We start from the raw sequence: 16,040 nt of genomic DNA, 5'->3' as shown, positions 1-16,040 counted from the left end.
CCTCAGGCAGGCATGAACGGCAGCGGTAAATGGCGTCACAGGGGTGGCTAACCGGGCCAGCCTTTGCTTTCCCGGTAGGCGGAAGGCGATTTCCCGGTCCAGTGTCGAAAACGTCGCTGGAAAGAGCGGGCATCGGCAAAGCCCAGGCGGTTGGCGATGTCCTGCACGGTGAGTGTGCCTTCGCTGAGAAACTCCTGTGCCAGCTGGGCACGCAGGCTGTCGAGGAGCTGCTGCCAGGAAAGGCCGGCATCCGCCAGTCGCCGGTCCAGGGTGCGCACGGAAATCCCCAGGCGGTCTGCAACAATCTCTCGGCGAGGCGAACTTCCGGCCATCAGAGTGCGAACTTGCAGTTTGATCTGCTGGACAATGCTCTGATGGGTTTGCTGTTGAGCCAGCTGCTGGCGGGCCAATTCTTCGGCCACACGCATGGCGTCACCACTGTAGGCGTTCAGGGAGATATCCAGTAGTGAGCGATGAACCACGACGCGAATTTCCGGCGCTTCATAACGTATCGGGCATCCCAACAGTGTTTCCAGATAGGCTTTGCTGGTGTCAGAGGCGGGGGCATGTTCGAACTGGATTTCGGTGACTCTCAGATCCTGCCGACCGGTGATGAAGGTGGCGAGTTTATAGAGCAGCACCGCCATACTTTCTGCCAGATGACGGCGAATCACCGGGTTGGGGTATGCCAGCAATCCCTGAAAGGCCACATGATCGTCTGCGGTGCTGAGTAGGCGGATGGCCCCCGCATTGCCACCGACCAGGGCCTGATATTTCAGCGCAGATTCAACGGCCTCATGGCCGCTACCTGCCATGGTAGCCACGGTGGGTAGCACGCCGTAGAGCGAGGGCATGACTTGCTCGCCAATACGGATGCCAAGCATGTCATCGCCGCTTTCCAGGATCAGTTCCAGCAGAAACCGCTCGAAATCATCCACCGGGGTATGATGCATCGGCTGCAGTGTGATTTCGGGAGTCATGCCGGAGCGTTGCAGGATGTCGGCGGCAGGCAGGCCCAGCCTTTGCGCGCCGTAGTAATACTGCGAAACACCGATGCCGGTGATGTAATAGTCCGCTGTCATGCTGGCAAACCTTTCAGAGGAGGGTTGCATCCTGTTTTGTTCTTGTCCGCTGCAGGCAGTCGAAAGCCGGCTATTGTTTCGAAGCCTGTGAGTGCCGACCAGAGACCGATTTGGTCAACATGGCGGCAAATATCGCCGCCCGGGGTTTCAACGGACTCACAGCGCGTCGCGATATTTTGAGGGCGTGAGTCCGGTCCATTGCTGGAAGCGGCGCTGGAAGGATCGGGTATCGGAGAAGCCCAGCCGCTGATTGATCTCGGCCACGGTCATGTCGGTAATCTTCAGATAGTCGCAAGCCAGCTGGGAGCGGGTGTCGTCCAGCAATTCCTGCCAGGACAGGCCATGCTCGGCCATGCGCCGGTCCAGTGTCCGCAGGCTGATATTCAGCCGGTCGGCGACGGTTTTCCGCCGCGGCAGGCCGCTGAGCATGAGGTCTCGGGCTAGCCAGCGTATTTGTCCTGCCAGATCCTGCTCGCGTTGGACTTCGGCCAGCTGTTGCTGGGCGGCGGCTTCTGCCTGTATCAGTCGCTGGTCATTGAAGACATTAATGGGCAAATCCAGGGTATGGGCGTCCAGCTCGACCAGGTTATTGGTGGCGCCGAAGGTCACCGGGCACAGGAAGATGCTTTCCAGGATTGACTGCTCTTCATCGTTCACCGGGTTGTGTTCCATCTCCACCCGGCAGGCGGTCAGATTAGGTTGCCCGGTAATAAAGCGCACCATGGAGGTGCCAAGCAGGATCAGGTTGGTCATCAGATGTCGGCGTAGCACCGGCTGCTGGGTAACCATGGAGGCGGTCAACACCATATTGCCATTGTCCATCTGTTCCAGATGGAAGCCGCCGGAGTTGCCGCCAATCAGGGCCTGGTACTTGGTGGTGAAGTTAATGGCCTCACGCAAGCTGGTGGCACTGAACGCCAGGGAGGTCATGGTGTTGAAGATGGCGGGCATCATTTGCTGGCCGATATGCAGGCCCAGCAACTCATCCTGACTGGTCAGCAGCAACTCCCGTAAAAACGCTTCAGCCTGCCAGGTGGGCACCCGCGCCATGGGTTGTAATGCCGTCGCGGGGTCCAGACCGCTGCGCTGCAGGATTTCTGCGGCGGGCAATCCGAGGCGTTCGGCGCCGTAATAAAGCTGTGCCAACCCCACGCCTGAAATAAAGTGGTCGCGGTCGGTGGTGATGCTGTCTGGGATAGGAGAGGGCTGATTCATGCCTTCATTTTGCAATAAAAGCACCGTGCTCGAATAGAGATCGAACCCCATTCGACGGAAAACGCTTCCTTTCACTGCATGAGGGGCGCGGCTTTGCGGGTATCTACGCGGGTGTGCAAGCGTGGTGAAAGACGGTTTTACCACAGAGTTCACAGAGATCACTGAGGGGGAGCGGTTTTGGTGGTGTTGCCTGGATTCCGGGTGGGTGTGCCTGGCTGGCGCCTGGTTCGTCCCTCGAGAGGAACTCCTGCAGAAAACCGTTGGTGACAACGAAAGAGGCCGCGCCCAATCGCCTGGTCGCGGCCTCTGTCCGCTCAGTGTGGCAAGACGCCACCCCGCGCAGCTATTAACTATTCACTGTTAACTATTAATTGCCTTACTCCGTGTCCTCGATGCTAAGTCCTCGCGTTGCCACGTCCAGGCTGGAAGCATCGGTTTCGTTGCCGAGCTTGATCATCAGGCGCAGGTCGTTGGGCGAGTCGGCATGGAGCATGGCGTCTTCGTAGGTGATCTCGCCGGCGCTGTAGAGATCATAGAGTGCCTGGTCGAAGGTCTGCATGCCTTGTTCGCGGGATTTGCTCATCAGCTCCTTGAGCATGTGCACTTCGCCCTTGCGAATATGATCCTGTACCAGAGGGGTGCCGAGCAGTACTTCAATGGCGGCACGGCGGCCCTTGCCATCCGGGGTGGGGATCAGCTGCTGGGCGACAATGCCCTTCATGTTCAGTGACAGATCCATCCACAGCTGGTCGTGCATATCCGCCGGGAAGAAGTGAATGATCCGGTCCAGCGCCTGGTTGGCATTGTTGGCGTGCAGGGTGGCCAGACACAGGTGGCCGGTTTCGGCGAAGGCGATAGCCTTGTCCATGGTTTCCCGGGTCCGGATCTCACCAATCAGGATCACGTCCGGAGCCTGACGCAGGGTGTTCTTCAGGGCCACGTCAAAGCTGTCGGTATCAATGCCTACCTCTCGCTGGGAGACGATACAGCCCTGGTGCTGGTGGATAAATTCGATGGGGTCCTCAATGGTGATGATGTGGCCCTTCGAGTTCTTGTTACGGTGGCCGATCATGGACGCCAGTGAGGTGGACTTACCGGTACCGGTAGCCCCCACGAAGATCACCAGGCCACGCTTGGTCATGGCCAGTTCCTTGATCACTGGCGGCAGGCGCAGGTCGTCCACATTGGGGATCTTGGTTTCGATGCGACGCAGCACCATGGCCACCAGGTTGCGCTGGTAGAAAGCCGAGACACGGAATCGGCCAATGCCACGGGCAGAAATAGCGAAGTTGCATTCGTGCTTGTCGACGAATTCCTTGCGCTGCTTCTCGGTCATGACCCCAAACACGATGTCCCGGGTCATGTCCGGGGTCAGGGCGTTCTTGGTCACCGGCAGAATCTTGCCGTGGATCTTCATGCTGGGCGGTACACCGGCGGTAATGAACAGGTCAGACCCGCCCTTTTGCACCATCAGTTTGAGTAGCTCTTCAAATTCCATGTCACTTGCCTGCGTGCCCGGAGCGTATGCCGGGAAGTTGTTATTCGATGATTAGATGGAATCCGGGCTCTTGGCTTTTTCGCGTGCCACATCGCGTGCCACCAGCCCTTTCTGTACCAGCCCCTGCAGACACTGGTCCAGGGTCTGCATACCCAGCGCCCCACCGGTCTGGATGGCCGAGTACATCTGCGCCACCTTGTCTTCGCGAATCAGGTTCCGGATCGCCGGGGTGCCGATCATGATTTCGTGGGCTGCCACCCGGCCGCCACCGTTTTTCTTCATTAGCGTCTGGGAAACAACCGCCTGCAGGGATTCCGAGAGCATGGAACGCACCATGGATTTTTCTTCGGCGGGGAATACGTCCACCACCCGGTCAATGGTCTTGGCTGCAGAAGTGGTATGCAGGGTGCCGAACACCAGGTGACCGGTTTCCGCCGCAGTCAGAGCCAGGCGAATGGTTTCCAGATCCCGCATCTCGCCCACCAGGATGATGTCCGGGTCTTCCCGCAGGGCGGAGCGTAGCGCTTCGGCGAAGCCCAGAGTGTCACGGTGCACTTCCCGCTGGTTCACCAGACACTTCTTGGATTCGTGTACAAATTCGATGGGATCCTCAATGGTGAGGATATGCTCGTAACGGGTGTTGTTGATGTAGTCGAGCATGGCCGCCAGGGTGGTGGACTTGCCGGAACCGGTGGGGCCGGTGACCAGCACAATGCCACGGGGGAATTCAGAGACCTTCTGGAATACCTTGCCCATGCCCAGATCTTCCATGGTCAGTACCTTGGAAGGAATGGTCCGGAACACCGCGCCGGCACCGCGGTTGTGGTTAAAGGCGTTGACCCGGAAACGGGCCACCCCGGGGACCTCGAAGGAAAAATCGGTTTCGAAGAATTCCTCGAAGTCCTTGCGCTGCTTGTCATTCATGATGTCATAGATCAGCGCGTGGACTTCCTTGTGTTCCATGGCCGGCAGGTTGATGCGGCGCACATCGCCGTCGACCCGGATCATCGGAGGCAGACCGGCGGAGAGGTGGAGGTCAGACGCGCCGTTTTTGGCGCTAAAGGCGAGCAGCTCGGTAATATCCATGGTGTCTTCTGGCGTTGTTATGCGTTGTGGGCAAGGGTACGGCGGGCACCCCTTTCCGTTATTATGTGAGTTTATTATGTGGACTGCGGCTTACCCGCAATCTCAGAAATTCGTCCTAAAGTAACCCGACCTTCTAAGGCGTTCAAGGAACTGCAGTAGGAATTCGCCTTCGGTAGGAAAGTGCCGCCAGGCGGCCCCAGCATTGAATTCAAAGGCAAGCATCCCCCATGCAACAGCAAAACAGCCCCTTGACCACCCTCCGTGAGGAAATCGCGACGGCCTGCCGGCAGGTGGGTCGGGATCCCGATGCAGTGACCCTGCTGGCGGTCAGCAAGACCCGCAGCGCGCCGGAGTTGGCGGCGTTGGCCGATCAGGGGCAGCGGGATTTTGGCGAAAATTACCTGCAGGAAGCCCTGGAAAAGATGGCTGCGCTGGCTGACAGGGAGCTGATCTGGCATTTCATCGGTCCGATTCAGTCCAACAAGACCCGCGATATCGCCGCACGTTTCCATTGGGTGCACTCCGTGGATCGGCTCAAGGTGGCTCGTCGCCTCAGTGAGCAACGCCCCGATGGGCTACCCCCCCTGAATATCTGCATCCAGGTGAATGTGGATGATGAAGAGAGCAAAAGCGGAGTGCCGCTGGCCCAGGTGCCTGGGCTGGTTGAAGCCGTGGCCGGATTGCCCAATCTGACCCTGCGTGGGCTGATGGCCATCCCCCGGGCGGACAGCCATGACGGCAACCGCGCCGCTTTCCGACAACTCGCCATGACACTGTCACAATTGCGCAATACAATGCCCGCCCTCGACACGCTCTCCATGGGCATGAGCGCGGATTACCGGGTGGCCATTGAAGAAGGTGCCACTGTGGTACGGTTGGGGACCGCCCTGTTTGGTCCCCGTCCGACCCGCTCGCCCGGCGTGTGATGCGCAACTAGAAGGACAAAGCAGTTATGGCACAGCAACTGATCGGTTTTATCGGTGCCGGCAACATGGCAACCAGCCTGGCCGGTGGCATGGTGGCGAAAGGAATTCGCCCGGCCCGTATCTGGATGAGTGATCCTTCCCAGGACCGTCTGGATGAGGTGTCCCAACTGCACCGCGTGCATGTGAGCACGGAAAACCGTGACATTGTCAGCCGGGTGGATGTGCTGGTGCTGGCGGTCAAACCGCAAATGATGCAGGCCGTGTGTGAAGACCTGCGTGATCTGGTGGCGGATCGCCAGCCGCTGGTGATTTCCATTGCGGCGGGCATCACCGTGGCCAATCTGAAGACCTGGCTGGGCGAGACCCCGGTGGTACGGTGCATGCCCAACACCCCTTCTCTGGTCCAGGCGGGTGCCACCGGCCTGTTTGCCGCCGATGGCGTCAGCGATGAACAGAAAGCCATGGCCAAGGAAATCCTTGGCTCAGTGGGCCTGACCTTCTGGTTTGACGAGGAAAAAGAGCTGGATGCGGTCACTGCCGTATCCGGTTCCGGCCCGGCCTATTTCTTCCTGCTGATGGAATCCCTGATCGAAGCCGCCAAGGCTCAGGGTCTGGACGCCGCCACTGCCCGTCAGATGGTGCTGCAGACTGCCTGGGGTGCCGCGCAGCTGGCGATTACCAGCGAAGTCGGCCCTGATGTACTGAGAAAGCAGGTCACCAGCCCCGGCGGCACCACCGCGGCGGCCCTTAATGTATTTGAAGAAGCGGGCTTCCGGGAACAGGTTCAGGCTGCGGTTGCGGCGGCGCGGGAGCGGTCGGAAGAGCTGGCTGGCTGAGAAGCAAGTTTCAAGTTTCAAGTTTCAAGGCGCGGATGAGTCCCTCTTGTTATTTTGCCTTTGAGTCCGCGCCTGAACGCATGGCGCGGGCACAGAAATAGAAAAATCGGGGCGTCAGCTCGCGCTTTGCAACTTGAAACTTGTAACTTGCAACTCCCCGCCCTTTGAAATTTGCCCCCCTTGCCCCAAACTCTTCCCCTGTTGCGACCAACGGAGTAATCCATGAACCCCCAGGGTGCCTTGATCTACCTGCTCGATTTTGTCTTCAGCGCTTATATCTTTATTGTGCTGACCCGGTTTGTGTTGCAACTGGCGCGGGCGGATTTTTATAACCCGATCTCCCAGTTTGTACTCAAGGCAACCAACCCCTTGCTTAAGCCCTTGCGGCGTATTATCCCCGGCTATGGCGGGTTGGATGTAGCGTCGCTGGTGTTGGTGGTGCTACTGATCATCCTCAAGGCGTTGGTCATTCTGGGTATCAAGGTGGGCGGTTTTCCGTCGGGTATTGGCGGGCAGCTGGTGTTATATGCCCTGCGTGAACTGGCTAACGTGCTGCTCGACTACATTTTCTGGGCGGTACTGATCCGAGTGATCCTCAGCTGGGTGGCTCCAGACCCTTATAACCCTATGGTGCGCATCATCGTACAGATTACCGAGCCCATCATGGCTCCGGTGCGCAAGTTGCTGCCGCCGATGGGAGGCTTCGATCTCAGTCCGCTTTTTGTGCTGCTGGGCATTCAGCTACTGCAGATTCTTTTTCAACTGCACTGATTTGAATATCACCAAGGTGCTGGCCGGGTGTCGGCTGCCTTGGTGCCTCTGTCATCGTGCTGAAAGATGACCGAAAGGTCGTGAAATCACGGTAAGTAATCAGCATTTTCCTCGAAATTTTCATTTTACGGCTAGCCAGCTGCCAGTAGAGTGAGTGTTCTATTAACGGACGTATGGACCGCACAGTGGATGACCTGCGGGATTTCAGCGTGACCAGTATGCGCGCGCTGCATCAATTATCGCTTTTGGACAGAACCGATCTGCCGACGCTGTTTCAGGCATACCTTAAATGTGGCTGTGAACTGCTGGGCTTGTCGGTGGGTATCGTCAGCCAGATCGATCACGGTCGCTATACCGTTTCAGCTGTAGAAGGCGGCAGCGGCATCAACCCGGGGGATGTGTTCCCGCTGGGCGAGACCTATTGCCACGCCGTGATCAACAAGCAGGGCTCTGTGGCACTGCATCATGTGGGTGCGCTGAATGAAATGCGCAGCCACCCTGCTTATCTCAGCATGCAGTTGGAATCCTATATCGCAACGCCTCTGCGGGTGTGCGGCCACATTGTCGGCACCTTGAATTTCAGTGATGCCCAGGCTCGCCCCGAACCGTTTACGGTGGAAGAACTGGAGTTCCTTGAGTTGATGGCCCAGAGCCTCAGCCAGGTACTTGAGCAGGATCACCTGCAGCGCGAACAACTGCAGAGTGATATGGCCCGAGAAGCCAGCGAGGCGTTGTTCGAGGCAGCGTTTCAGCATGCGGCTATCGCCATGGCCATTGTGGCGGCGGATGGCCGCTGGCTGCGCGTGAATGATGCGGTCTGCGATCTGCTCGGTTATTCCAGCCGTGAACTGCTGGGTATGGATTTCCAGAGCATTACCCACCCGGATGATCTGAATAAGGACCTGGAGCAAGTTCAGGCCCTGCTGCGTGGCGACAAGAATCAGTACTGGATGACAAAGCGTTATTTCCAGCGCAGTGGCGAGCTGGTCTGGGCGTTGTTGGCGGTGTCTATCGTGCGTAATGCCGATGGTTCTCCGCGTTGTTTCCTGTCGCAAATCAAGGACATCTCTGCCCAGCGTGAAGCCGAGAATGCCTTGCAGGCCAAGCGCGATGAGCTGGAACAGATGAACATGGAGTTGGTGCAGCTGGCGCGGACAGACGGTCTCACCGGCCTCAGCAACCGTGACGTGATGATGGAAGCGCTGCGCCAAAGTCACATGAGCTGCGCGCGCAGTGGTGAGCCCCTGTCCTGCCTGTTCATGGAGCTGGATGGTTTCCGTGGGTTCAATGAACGTTACGGCCACAGCGAGGGCGATGTGTTGCTCAAGACGGTGGCTGATACGCTGGCGCAACGCATTGGCAAGCAAGGCGTGGTCGGTCGCTACAGCGCCGATGTGTTCATGATGTTGCTGCCCGAAAAAGGCCTCAACAGTGCCCTGGAAATAGCGGAATCCTGCCGCAGCCAGATCAGCTTGTTGCCGGAGTTGCCCGAGCCGGTTTCTCTCAGTGTGGGAGTGGCGGCGTTGCTGCCGGAAGAGGGTGAGGCCCTGCCGGATACTGACGATTTGCTTCGCACCGCCGACTTGGCGTTGTTCGCTGCCCGTGAAACCGGGGGCAATGGCGTCAGAGCGGTACGTGCCGAAGCGGGGGCTCAGCCTGCCTGAGGCCTGATCCCGCTGGCTTGGCTGTCATTGGTGAGTCAGCGGGATGCCCTCAGAGGCTGTTAGGGGCTGTGACTCATGCCTGCTACCAAAGGCAGGGAGTTTTGCCCTGTTTTTCCTGGGATTCCATCCAGCTCAATATCCGCCCGCCCAGCGGTCGTTGGGTGGCTTCCTGCGCCAGCGTCACGGCGGCGCGCAGTTTTTCCACATCAATACCGGTCTTCAGGCCGGCACTCTCCAATAGGTAGACCAGATCTTCGGTGGCCATGTTGCCGGTTGCGCCCGGTGCAAATGGGCAACCGCCCAGCCCGCCAATGGAGGCATCAAAGCGACGCACGCCCAGGTCGGCCGCCGCCCAGGCCATGGCAGCGGCCAGCCCCCGGGTGTCGTGCAGGTGAACATAGAATTTCTCGGCACCAAACTCCCGGATCAGCGGTGCCATGATGTCCTTCATCTGTTGCGGGTTACCGGCACCGATGGTGTCGGCAATGGCCACTTCGTCAGAGCCGGCGGCAAACATGCGCTCGGTGAGCTGCTGGGGCAGGGTGACAGGCACGGGGCCGTCATAGGGGCAGGCAAAAGCGCCGGAAATATAGGTGCGGGTGGCAATCCCGTCTGCCTTGGCGGCAGCAATGATGGCTTCGCAGCTCTGCGTGGCCTGTTCCAGGCTCATGCGCAGATTACGCTCGTTGAAGGAATCCGTGGTGGAGAGCACCAGCGCCACCGTGGGGTAGCCTGCCTCTTTGGCGAGCTGATAGCCCTTCAGGTTCGGGATCAGGGCGGTGTAGTGCAGTGGGAAGTGTAGGTCATCACCTTTGGGCAGCAACGGGGTCAGGGCGGCGGCATCGGCCATTTGCGGGATCGCCTTGGGGCTGACAAAGCTGACCGGCTCCAGATAGCGCATGCCCGCATCCACCAACAGCCGGGCCAGCCGGGCCTTGGTGTCAGTATCCACGGTGATGGGCTGGTTCTGCAGTCCGTCACGCAATCCGACTTCGTTGATGATGGCCTTGTCGCTCATGAGATTGCCTTACCCGTTAAAAAAGGGGCTCAGTTTGCCATTGTGCGGACGCCGGCGCGAGTGGCCAGAACTGACAGGTTCTTGGTGATTTCGGTTTTCAGTTCGGGCGCGACCTGTGACAACAATGTGCCACTCACAGAAACCGTGAATACCGATAACAAACAGGAGCCACCATGAGCAGCCCGACCCCACTCGCCATGCTCAAACACGTGCATCACGGCGCTTACCGTTGCCGGGATGCAGAGCAGACCCGCTGGTTTTATGAAGATGTGCTGGGCCTGCCGCTCAAGCTGGCCATGGTCTTCGATGAAGAGCCGGGCACCGGTCGCAAAGTGGACTACATGCACCTGTTCTTCCAGATGGGGGATGACAACTTTATCGCTTTTTTCGATGCCCCAGACAGTGCAGATGAAATGATGTTTCGTCCCCGCCATGCCTTTGATCTTCACCTGGCGTTCGAGGTGGACACCATGGAGCAACTGAAGGACTGGCGCCGCCGCATCAACAAGGCCGGTCGCCCCTGCTTTGGGCCAGTGGACCACGACTTCATCCATTCCATCTATTTTGTGGATCCCAACGGCATCCCGTTGGAAATCACCGTGCGAGACCCGAGTTACGAGAAGGTGGTCGAAGAGGATGCGGCTCAGGCCCACGATGCTCTCAAGGCCTGGACAGCCCAAACCCGCGCTCAGAAAGAGGCGTTGTTCGGCGCGGCGCTGGACATGCGCGGCATCGACACCAGCAAGACCGACTTTTCCAAAGTCAAAGAGGCCATGAGCCAGAACAAGGGGCAGGCAGAATGAGCAAGTATTACGACCGCACACCGCACCTGATTGCCTTCTCCGAGCAATCCAGCTTCAAGGACACCTATGCGGGGCCAATGGATCTGGTGACCCTGGAGGCGCATCTGCTGACGCCGAAAAGTGGCCCCGGCAAGACGGTGGTGGTGTTCATGCATCCGGTAGGCGGTGGCGCCTATCTGCCTATGGTATCGGCGCTGGCCAGGGCTGGCCTGTCTGTCATCTACTGCAACAGCCGTTACCGTGGTGCGGACAGCGCATTGCTGATGGAAAAGGTGGTGGCTGATCTTGGCGCTTGCGTGCGTTACGCCAGGGAAAAACTCGGTTATGAGAAAGTGGTGCTGGGCGGCTGGTCCGGTGGCGGCTCTCTGAGCCTGATGTATCAGGCGGAAGCAGAAGATCCACAAATTACCGAGACACCGGCAGGCGACCCCTATGATCTGGTGGCTCAGCAACTGATTCCTGCAGACGGCATCATGTTGCTGGCGGCCCATGTGTCCCGCGCCATCACCATGACGGAATGGCTGGATCCCTCGGTAAAAGATGAGAACAATCCAGAAATTCGCGATCTGGAATTGGATATCTATCATCCGGATTGCCCCAACCAGCCCCCCTACAGCGACGCCTTTGTGGCCCGTTTTCGCCAGGCACAGATCGACCGTAACCGCCGAATCACGGATTGGGTGAAGAGCAAACTGGCAGATTTCCGCAGCCAGGGCCTGCACAGCGAAGAATTCGGTTTCGTGGTGCATCGCACCATGTGTGATGTGCGCTGGCTGGATGCCACCCAGGATCCCAATGACCGCCAACCCGGCACCTGTTACCTGGGTGATCCGCGCACCGTGAATAACGGCCCGGTGGCGCTGGCACGCTTCAACACCCTGCGCGGCTGGCTCAGCCAATGGAGCTATGATGATTCCCGCGCCAATGGTCCGGCGTGCGCCAAACGTATCCGGATTCCGGCCCTGGTGATCGGCAACTCTGCGGACAACGCCTGCACGCCGAGCCATACCCAGCGACTCTATGAATGCTTTGCCGAGGGCCAGGCCGAACGTTATGAGGTGGAAGGCGCGAATCACTACTACTTCGGCCAGCAAGACAAGATGGACGAAGCGGTGGAGGTTTGTATGAATTGGCTGAAAAAGCACAATCTGGCCTAGGCGTTGCCAAGCCCTGTCCTGGCGTCCCCTTGCTGCCAGGGCCTGTTAACACTGCCAAAAAGGGCACCTGTTGAGCCCCCCCAACCCGCCAATCCAGGCATGAGGAGTGATGTTTGGTTTCTCCAAATGAGTGGCGGGTTGGGGGGCTCAACCCGGAGGGCTGATCCCTTTTTCCGCCCAGCAGCGCCATCCGTTGTTTATGTAGAATGACTACACGGCACATCGGCTGACACTACTGGACGAAAAAATGCATTCAGCAGGTGCCATTTTGGTAGTGTTAACAGGCCCTAACGTCCTACCCTTATTGACTCACGAGATACTGCAATGAGCGTGATCCTGTTTCTGCTGGCCCTGGTGATTGCCGGGTCTGTCATTATGACTTTTGGCCTGTACCTGTGCTGGCATTACGACCGCCACAACTTCCCGGAGCAGGCAAAGGTGCCGGACGAACCTCCCATGCGGTTGCTGCCCGGCCTGATTGCCGTGTTCAAGGAAGCGGCGGCGCTGTTTGTCCTGTTTGCCATGTATCCGTTGCGTTTGTTGCACGACGCTTCCCCGGCACGCACCCGTCACCATGGTGAGACACCGGTGATTCTGGTGCATGGCTACGGCGGCAACAGCGCCAACTTTCTGCTTATGCAGTGGCGACTGAAATGGCGCGGATGGTCCAATGTCTATTCGGTGAGCTACACCCCGCCGCATATCAACGCCCGCAAGTTGTCGCAGCAGGTAGCGGATCATGTGGAACGTATTCTGCAAGCCACGGGGGCAGAAAAGGCCCACCTGGTATGTCACTCCATGGGTGGCCCGCTCACCCGCTATGCATTAAAAAACCTGGGTCTTGCAGGCAAAGTGGACAAGGTAGTGACGCTGGGCAGCCCGCATTATGGCTCTCGCGTGGCGGCTCTGTTCCCGCCGCTGGGGGCGGCTGCGCAGCTGCGTTATAACAGCCCGTTTATTCGGGAGTTGGCGACGGAAGAAACCTGCCCCGGCGGTGCACGTTACTTCTCCATTTTTTCCAACATGGATAACTTTATTCTGCCGTCCTCGTCGGCGGTGTTGCACGGTGCGGAAGAGAATGTGCACGTTCCCTATCTGGGCCATGCTTCGCTGCTGTACAGCAATCGAGTGCTGGATCAGGTGGAGCGCTGCCTGCTCAAGCCGCAGCAGAGCGACGAGTGAGGCTGACCACCCTGTAGGAGCACCTCTCGAGGTGCGAACCTGCGGAGCAAGTGGCACTTGCCTGACTGGCGAATGCCGGCCTGCTGTTTCATCGCACCGATTAAAGGTGCTTGTCCTCGCCGGACGGGCCCAAAGGGGTGTAACGCGACGCCCCCACTGGCATTCCGGCCATTCCCCGGTATGGGCATGGCGCTCCAGCGGGAAAAACATGTTTTGCAAACCCCCGCTTCCGCCCCCTTGCCCCGACTCCGTTCGGCCTGCTCCGGAGGCACACTCCGGTACTCGCCCTAACGGGGAAGATGCCGTGCGGATGGCATTGGTGCGGTAGCAGCCTCGAAAGCGAGTCGCGAGTGTCGAAAGGCAAAACCCTCACTATTTGAAGGGGGCTTTTGATTTTCGTAACTCGTCACTCACAACTCGCTTCTTTCCTCCCATCCTCCAAATCTTGACGACCATCAACATCGACGTTGGTTGAGTTGCCTTTGCCGCTATTCAGGATCATGGTTAAGGAACCGAAGCCATTGTTGAAAAAGGAAGCAAGCAATGAGTGAGTACGGAGCGACAGTTGCCTGGCACCTGAAACCGAATACCCCTTTTGACTATGAATCCTTCAACCGGGACCACGAGTGGACCCTCAGCGGCGGCGAAGTGGTGCAGGCCTCGGCCTCGCCGGATTTCTTCGGCCAGCACAACAGGGTAAATCCTGATGAGGCGGTGGTGGCCGCCACCTCCAGCTGCCACATGCTGACCTTCCTGGCTATCGCGGCCAAGCGTGGCATCAAGGTGCTCAGCTATATCGACAGGCCCTCCGGCACCGTGGAAAAGAACAGTGACGGGCGGGTGGCGATTACCTCGATCACCCTGCGCCCGAAAGTGGTCTTTGAAGATGCCGATCTGGACGGCCCGGCACTGCAGAAGTTGCACGACAGCGCCCATCGCAACTGCTTTGTGGCGAATTCGCTCAAATCCGAGGTGATCATCGAGCCGGACTGAGGCACTTGGGCCTGCCGGCGTCGCGTTGGCAGGCCGATGCCGGGGTATACAAAAGACCGGGCAGTCACCCTTGTTGATGTGAGCATCACGCCATCCCGCTAGAATGTTGGCCATATTTTGCCGGCACGGTTGCTTCCGTGCGCGTTAATGACCAACAGGGTGAGCCAGTATGCTTGATCAAAACGAAATCGATCTGTTCCGCGATAACGTCAAGAAATTCCTCGAAAACGAAGTCGCCCCGCACTACAACCAGTGGGAAAAAGACGAGAAATTCCCCCGTGAGCTGTGGAACAAACTCGGTGAAGCCGGCCTGCTGTGTGTAGACGTGCCGGAAGAATACGGTGGCTTTGGTGCCTCCTTCGCACTGTCTGCGGTGATCGTAGAAGAAGCCTCCCGTGCCGGTTACGGTGCCCTGGCCTCCAATATCTCTGTGCACTCCGATATCGTGGCCCCTTACATCCTGCACCTGGGCAGCGAAGAGCAGAAACAGGCCTGGTTGCCGAAAATGGTGACCGGTGAAGCGGTAGGCGCCATCGGCATGACCGAACCAGGTGCCGGTTCCGACCTGCAGGGCATGAAAACCCGTGCCGACAAAGATGGCGACGGCTACAGCATCAACGGCCAGAAGACCTTCATCACCAATGGCCAGCACTGCGACGTCATCGTGCTCGCCACCAAGACCGACCCGAACGCCGGTTCCAAGGGTATGACCCTGTTCACCGTGGATTGCTCCCTGCCGGGCTTCTCCCGCGGCCGCAACCTGGAAAAAATGGGTCACCACGCAGCGGATACCTCCGAGCTGTTCTTCGAAAGCGTGAAAGTCGGTGCAGAGCAGATCCTGGGCGGCGAAGGCAAAGGCTTCGCCAACCTGATGAACGAACTACCCCGCGAGCGTCTGATTCTGGCCCTGGGTGCGGTGGCCGCCTGTGAAGGCATGATCGAGCGCACCATCGAATACACCCAGGAGCGTATGGCATTCGGCCAACCGATCAGCAAGTTCCAGAACACCCGCTACGTCCTGGCAGACCTGCACGCCCAGACCCAGATCAACAAGGCGTTCTGCACCCAGTGCACCGCCGAGTATGACAAGGGCGAGCTGAGCACCACCAACGCCTCCATCGCCAAGCTCACCACCACCGAGCTTCAAGGTGTGGTAGCAGACAAATGCCTGCAGCTGTTTGGTGGCTATGGCTACATGCAGGAGTACCCCATCTCCCGCGACTACGTGGATGCCCGCATCCAGCGTATCTACGGTGGTACCAGCGAAATCATGAAGGAAATCATCTCCCGGGATATCCTCGGCCGGTAATTTCCCTCACGGGTTTCCGAAAAAAGAACGCGGCTCTGGCCGCGTTTTTTTATGCCTGGGGGAAGTCAGCTACGAGCGTTGAGCTACGAGTTGTGAGGAAAGTCAAAACCAGGGCTGTTCCGTTGTGAGAAGCACTCCGTAGGAGTGCTGCCTGCAGGCGAAACCTGATCACAGTCAGGAAAAAATAAAACCGAAATGGTGCGAAAGAGTAATGCCATAGCAATGGCACGCGCCGTGCTCAACAGATAGGAGGGCATGACGTGTAAGATATGGCTTACAGAAAAAGCTAACTAATTGATATAGAGTGATTTTATTCGAAGCTAAAATCGGCGAAACAGTACGGTTGTACCGGTATTATGTCGAACGCTTCGAGTTTTGTCGGATGGGATAAGTTCTCAATTTCGGGTTAAGTGATTGTTGGTGGGGATGTTTTTGTGGCTGAATCCGGAAAACCGAAAATAATTATGTCGAATTGAGTTAAGTCGATTCGTTCGACTTAA

At 58.2% G+C, this 16,040-nt stretch carries 14 protein-coding genes; 9 read left to right on the top strand and 5 right to left on the bottom strand.

All coding sequences use genetic code 11. The features are described 5' to 3' along the window. Positions 1 to 47: 47 nt before the first annotated feature. From Y5S_RS17270 to Y5S_RS17255, 4 genes are all read right to left on the bottom strand, one after another. The gene (locus Y5S_RS17270; RefSeq protein WP_035234854.1) at positions 48 to 1,082 is read right to left on the bottom strand and encodes an AraC family transcriptional regulator; all 1,035 of its coding nucleotides are present in this window, start codon (positions 1,080 to 1,082) and stop codon (positions 48 to 50) included. A 156-nt stretch (positions 1,083 to 1,238) separates the two neighbouring features. Next, complete coding sequence (locus Y5S_RS19255; RefSeq protein ID WP_197055174.1) at positions 1,239 to 2,297, bottom strand: AraC family transcriptional regulator; 1,059 nt, start codon at positions 2,295 to 2,297, stop codon at positions 1,239 to 1,241. A gap of 376 nt (positions 2,298 to 2,673) precedes the next feature. Beyond that, positions 2,674 to 3,795: a PilT/PilU family type 4a pilus ATPase gene (locus Y5S_RS17260; protein ID WP_035234852.1), complete on the bottom strand. Its 1,122-nt coding sequence runs from the start codon at positions 3,793 to 3,795 to the stop codon at positions 2,674 to 2,676. Between the two features lie 51 nt (positions 3,796 to 3,846). After that, entirely contained in the window at positions 3,847 to 4,881 is a 1,035-nt protein-coding gene (locus tag Y5S_RS17255) for a type IV pilus twitching motility protein PilT (RefSeq protein ID WP_035234850.1), read from the bottom strand. 227 nt (positions 4,882 to 5,108) lie between these two features. On the opposite strand from Y5S_RS17255, the gene Y5S_RS17250 reads away from it, so the two are divergent. The 4 genes from Y5S_RS17250 (at position 5,109) to Y5S_RS17235 (ending at position 9,078) form a co-directional block, all read left to right on the top strand. Beyond that, positions 5,109 to 5,807: a YggS family pyridoxal phosphate-dependent enzyme gene (locus tag Y5S_RS17250; RefSeq protein ID WP_035234849.1), complete on the top strand. Its 699-nt coding sequence runs from the start codon at positions 5,109 to 5,111 to the stop codon at positions 5,805 to 5,807. A 26-nt stretch (positions 5,808 to 5,833) separates the two neighbouring features. Next, entirely contained in the window at positions 5,834 to 6,643 is an 810-nt protein-coding gene (gene proC / locus Y5S_RS17245) for a pyrroline-5-carboxylate reductase (protein WP_035234847.1), read from the top strand. Positions 6,644 to 6,865: 222 nt separating this feature from the next. Next, complete coding sequence (locus tag Y5S_RS17240) at positions 6,866 to 7,414, top strand: YggT family protein (protein WP_035234845.1); 549 nt, start codon at positions 6,866 to 6,868, stop codon at positions 7,412 to 7,414. A 173-nt stretch (positions 7,415 to 7,587) separates the two neighbouring features. After that, the gene (locus tag Y5S_RS17235; protein ID WP_035234843.1) at positions 7,588 to 9,078 is read left to right on the top strand and encodes a sensor domain-containing diguanylate cyclase; all 1,491 of its coding nucleotides are present in this window, start codon (positions 7,588 to 7,590) and stop codon (positions 9,076 to 9,078) included. Positions 9,079 to 9,160: 82 nt separating this feature from the next. Here Y5S_RS17235 and Y5S_RS17230 read toward each other — a convergent pair whose 3' ends face one another. Beyond that, entirely contained in the window at positions 9,161 to 10,096 is a 936-nt protein-coding gene (locus Y5S_RS17230) for a hydroxymethylglutaryl-CoA lyase (protein WP_035234842.1), read from the bottom strand. A gap of 173 nt (positions 10,097 to 10,269) precedes the next feature. Between Y5S_RS17230 and Y5S_RS17225 the strand changes: the two genes are divergently transcribed. From Y5S_RS17225 to Y5S_RS17205, 5 genes are all read left to right on the top strand, one after another. Then, on the top strand, positions 10,270 to 10,899 hold the full coding sequence (locus tag Y5S_RS17225; protein WP_035234841.1) for a VOC family protein: 630 nt from the start codon (positions 10,270 to 10,272) through the stop codon (positions 10,897 to 10,899). Beyond that, positions 10,896 to 12,056, top strand: coding sequence for an alpha/beta hydrolase (locus tag Y5S_RS17220; protein WP_035234838.1), 1,161 nt, complete (start codon positions 10,896 to 10,898; stop codon positions 12,054 to 12,056). The genes Y5S_RS17225 and Y5S_RS17220 overlap by 4 nt, the downstream gene beginning before the upstream one ends. Before the next feature lie 324 nt (positions 12,057 to 12,380). Then, positions 12,381 to 13,238 (top strand): esterase/lipase family protein, encoded by an 858-nt coding sequence (locus tag Y5S_RS17215; protein ID WP_035234836.1) that lies wholly within the window; start codon positions 12,381 to 12,383, stop codon positions 13,236 to 13,238. A 543-nt stretch (positions 13,239 to 13,781) separates the two neighbouring features. Next, positions 13,782 to 14,231, top strand: coding sequence for an OsmC family protein (locus Y5S_RS17210; RefSeq protein WP_035234835.1), 450 nt, complete (start codon positions 13,782 to 13,784; stop codon positions 14,229 to 14,231). 169 nt (positions 14,232 to 14,400) lie between these two features. After that, positions 14,401 to 15,540, top strand: a complete 1,140-nt coding sequence (locus Y5S_RS17205; protein WP_035234833.1) for an acyl-CoA dehydrogenase family protein — start codon at positions 14,401 to 14,403, stop codon at positions 15,538 to 15,540. Positions 15,541 to 16,040 lie beyond the last annotated feature (500 nt).

This window comes from Alcanivorax nanhaiticus (assembly GCF_000756665.1).
Taxonomy (GTDB): Bacteria; Pseudomonadota; Gammaproteobacteria; order Pseudomonadales; family Alcanivoracaceae; genus Alcanivorax; species Alcanivorax nanhaiticus.
The sequence above is the reverse complement of the archived record's forward strand: the minus strand, read 5'-3'. Positions and strand labels throughout refer to the sequence as shown.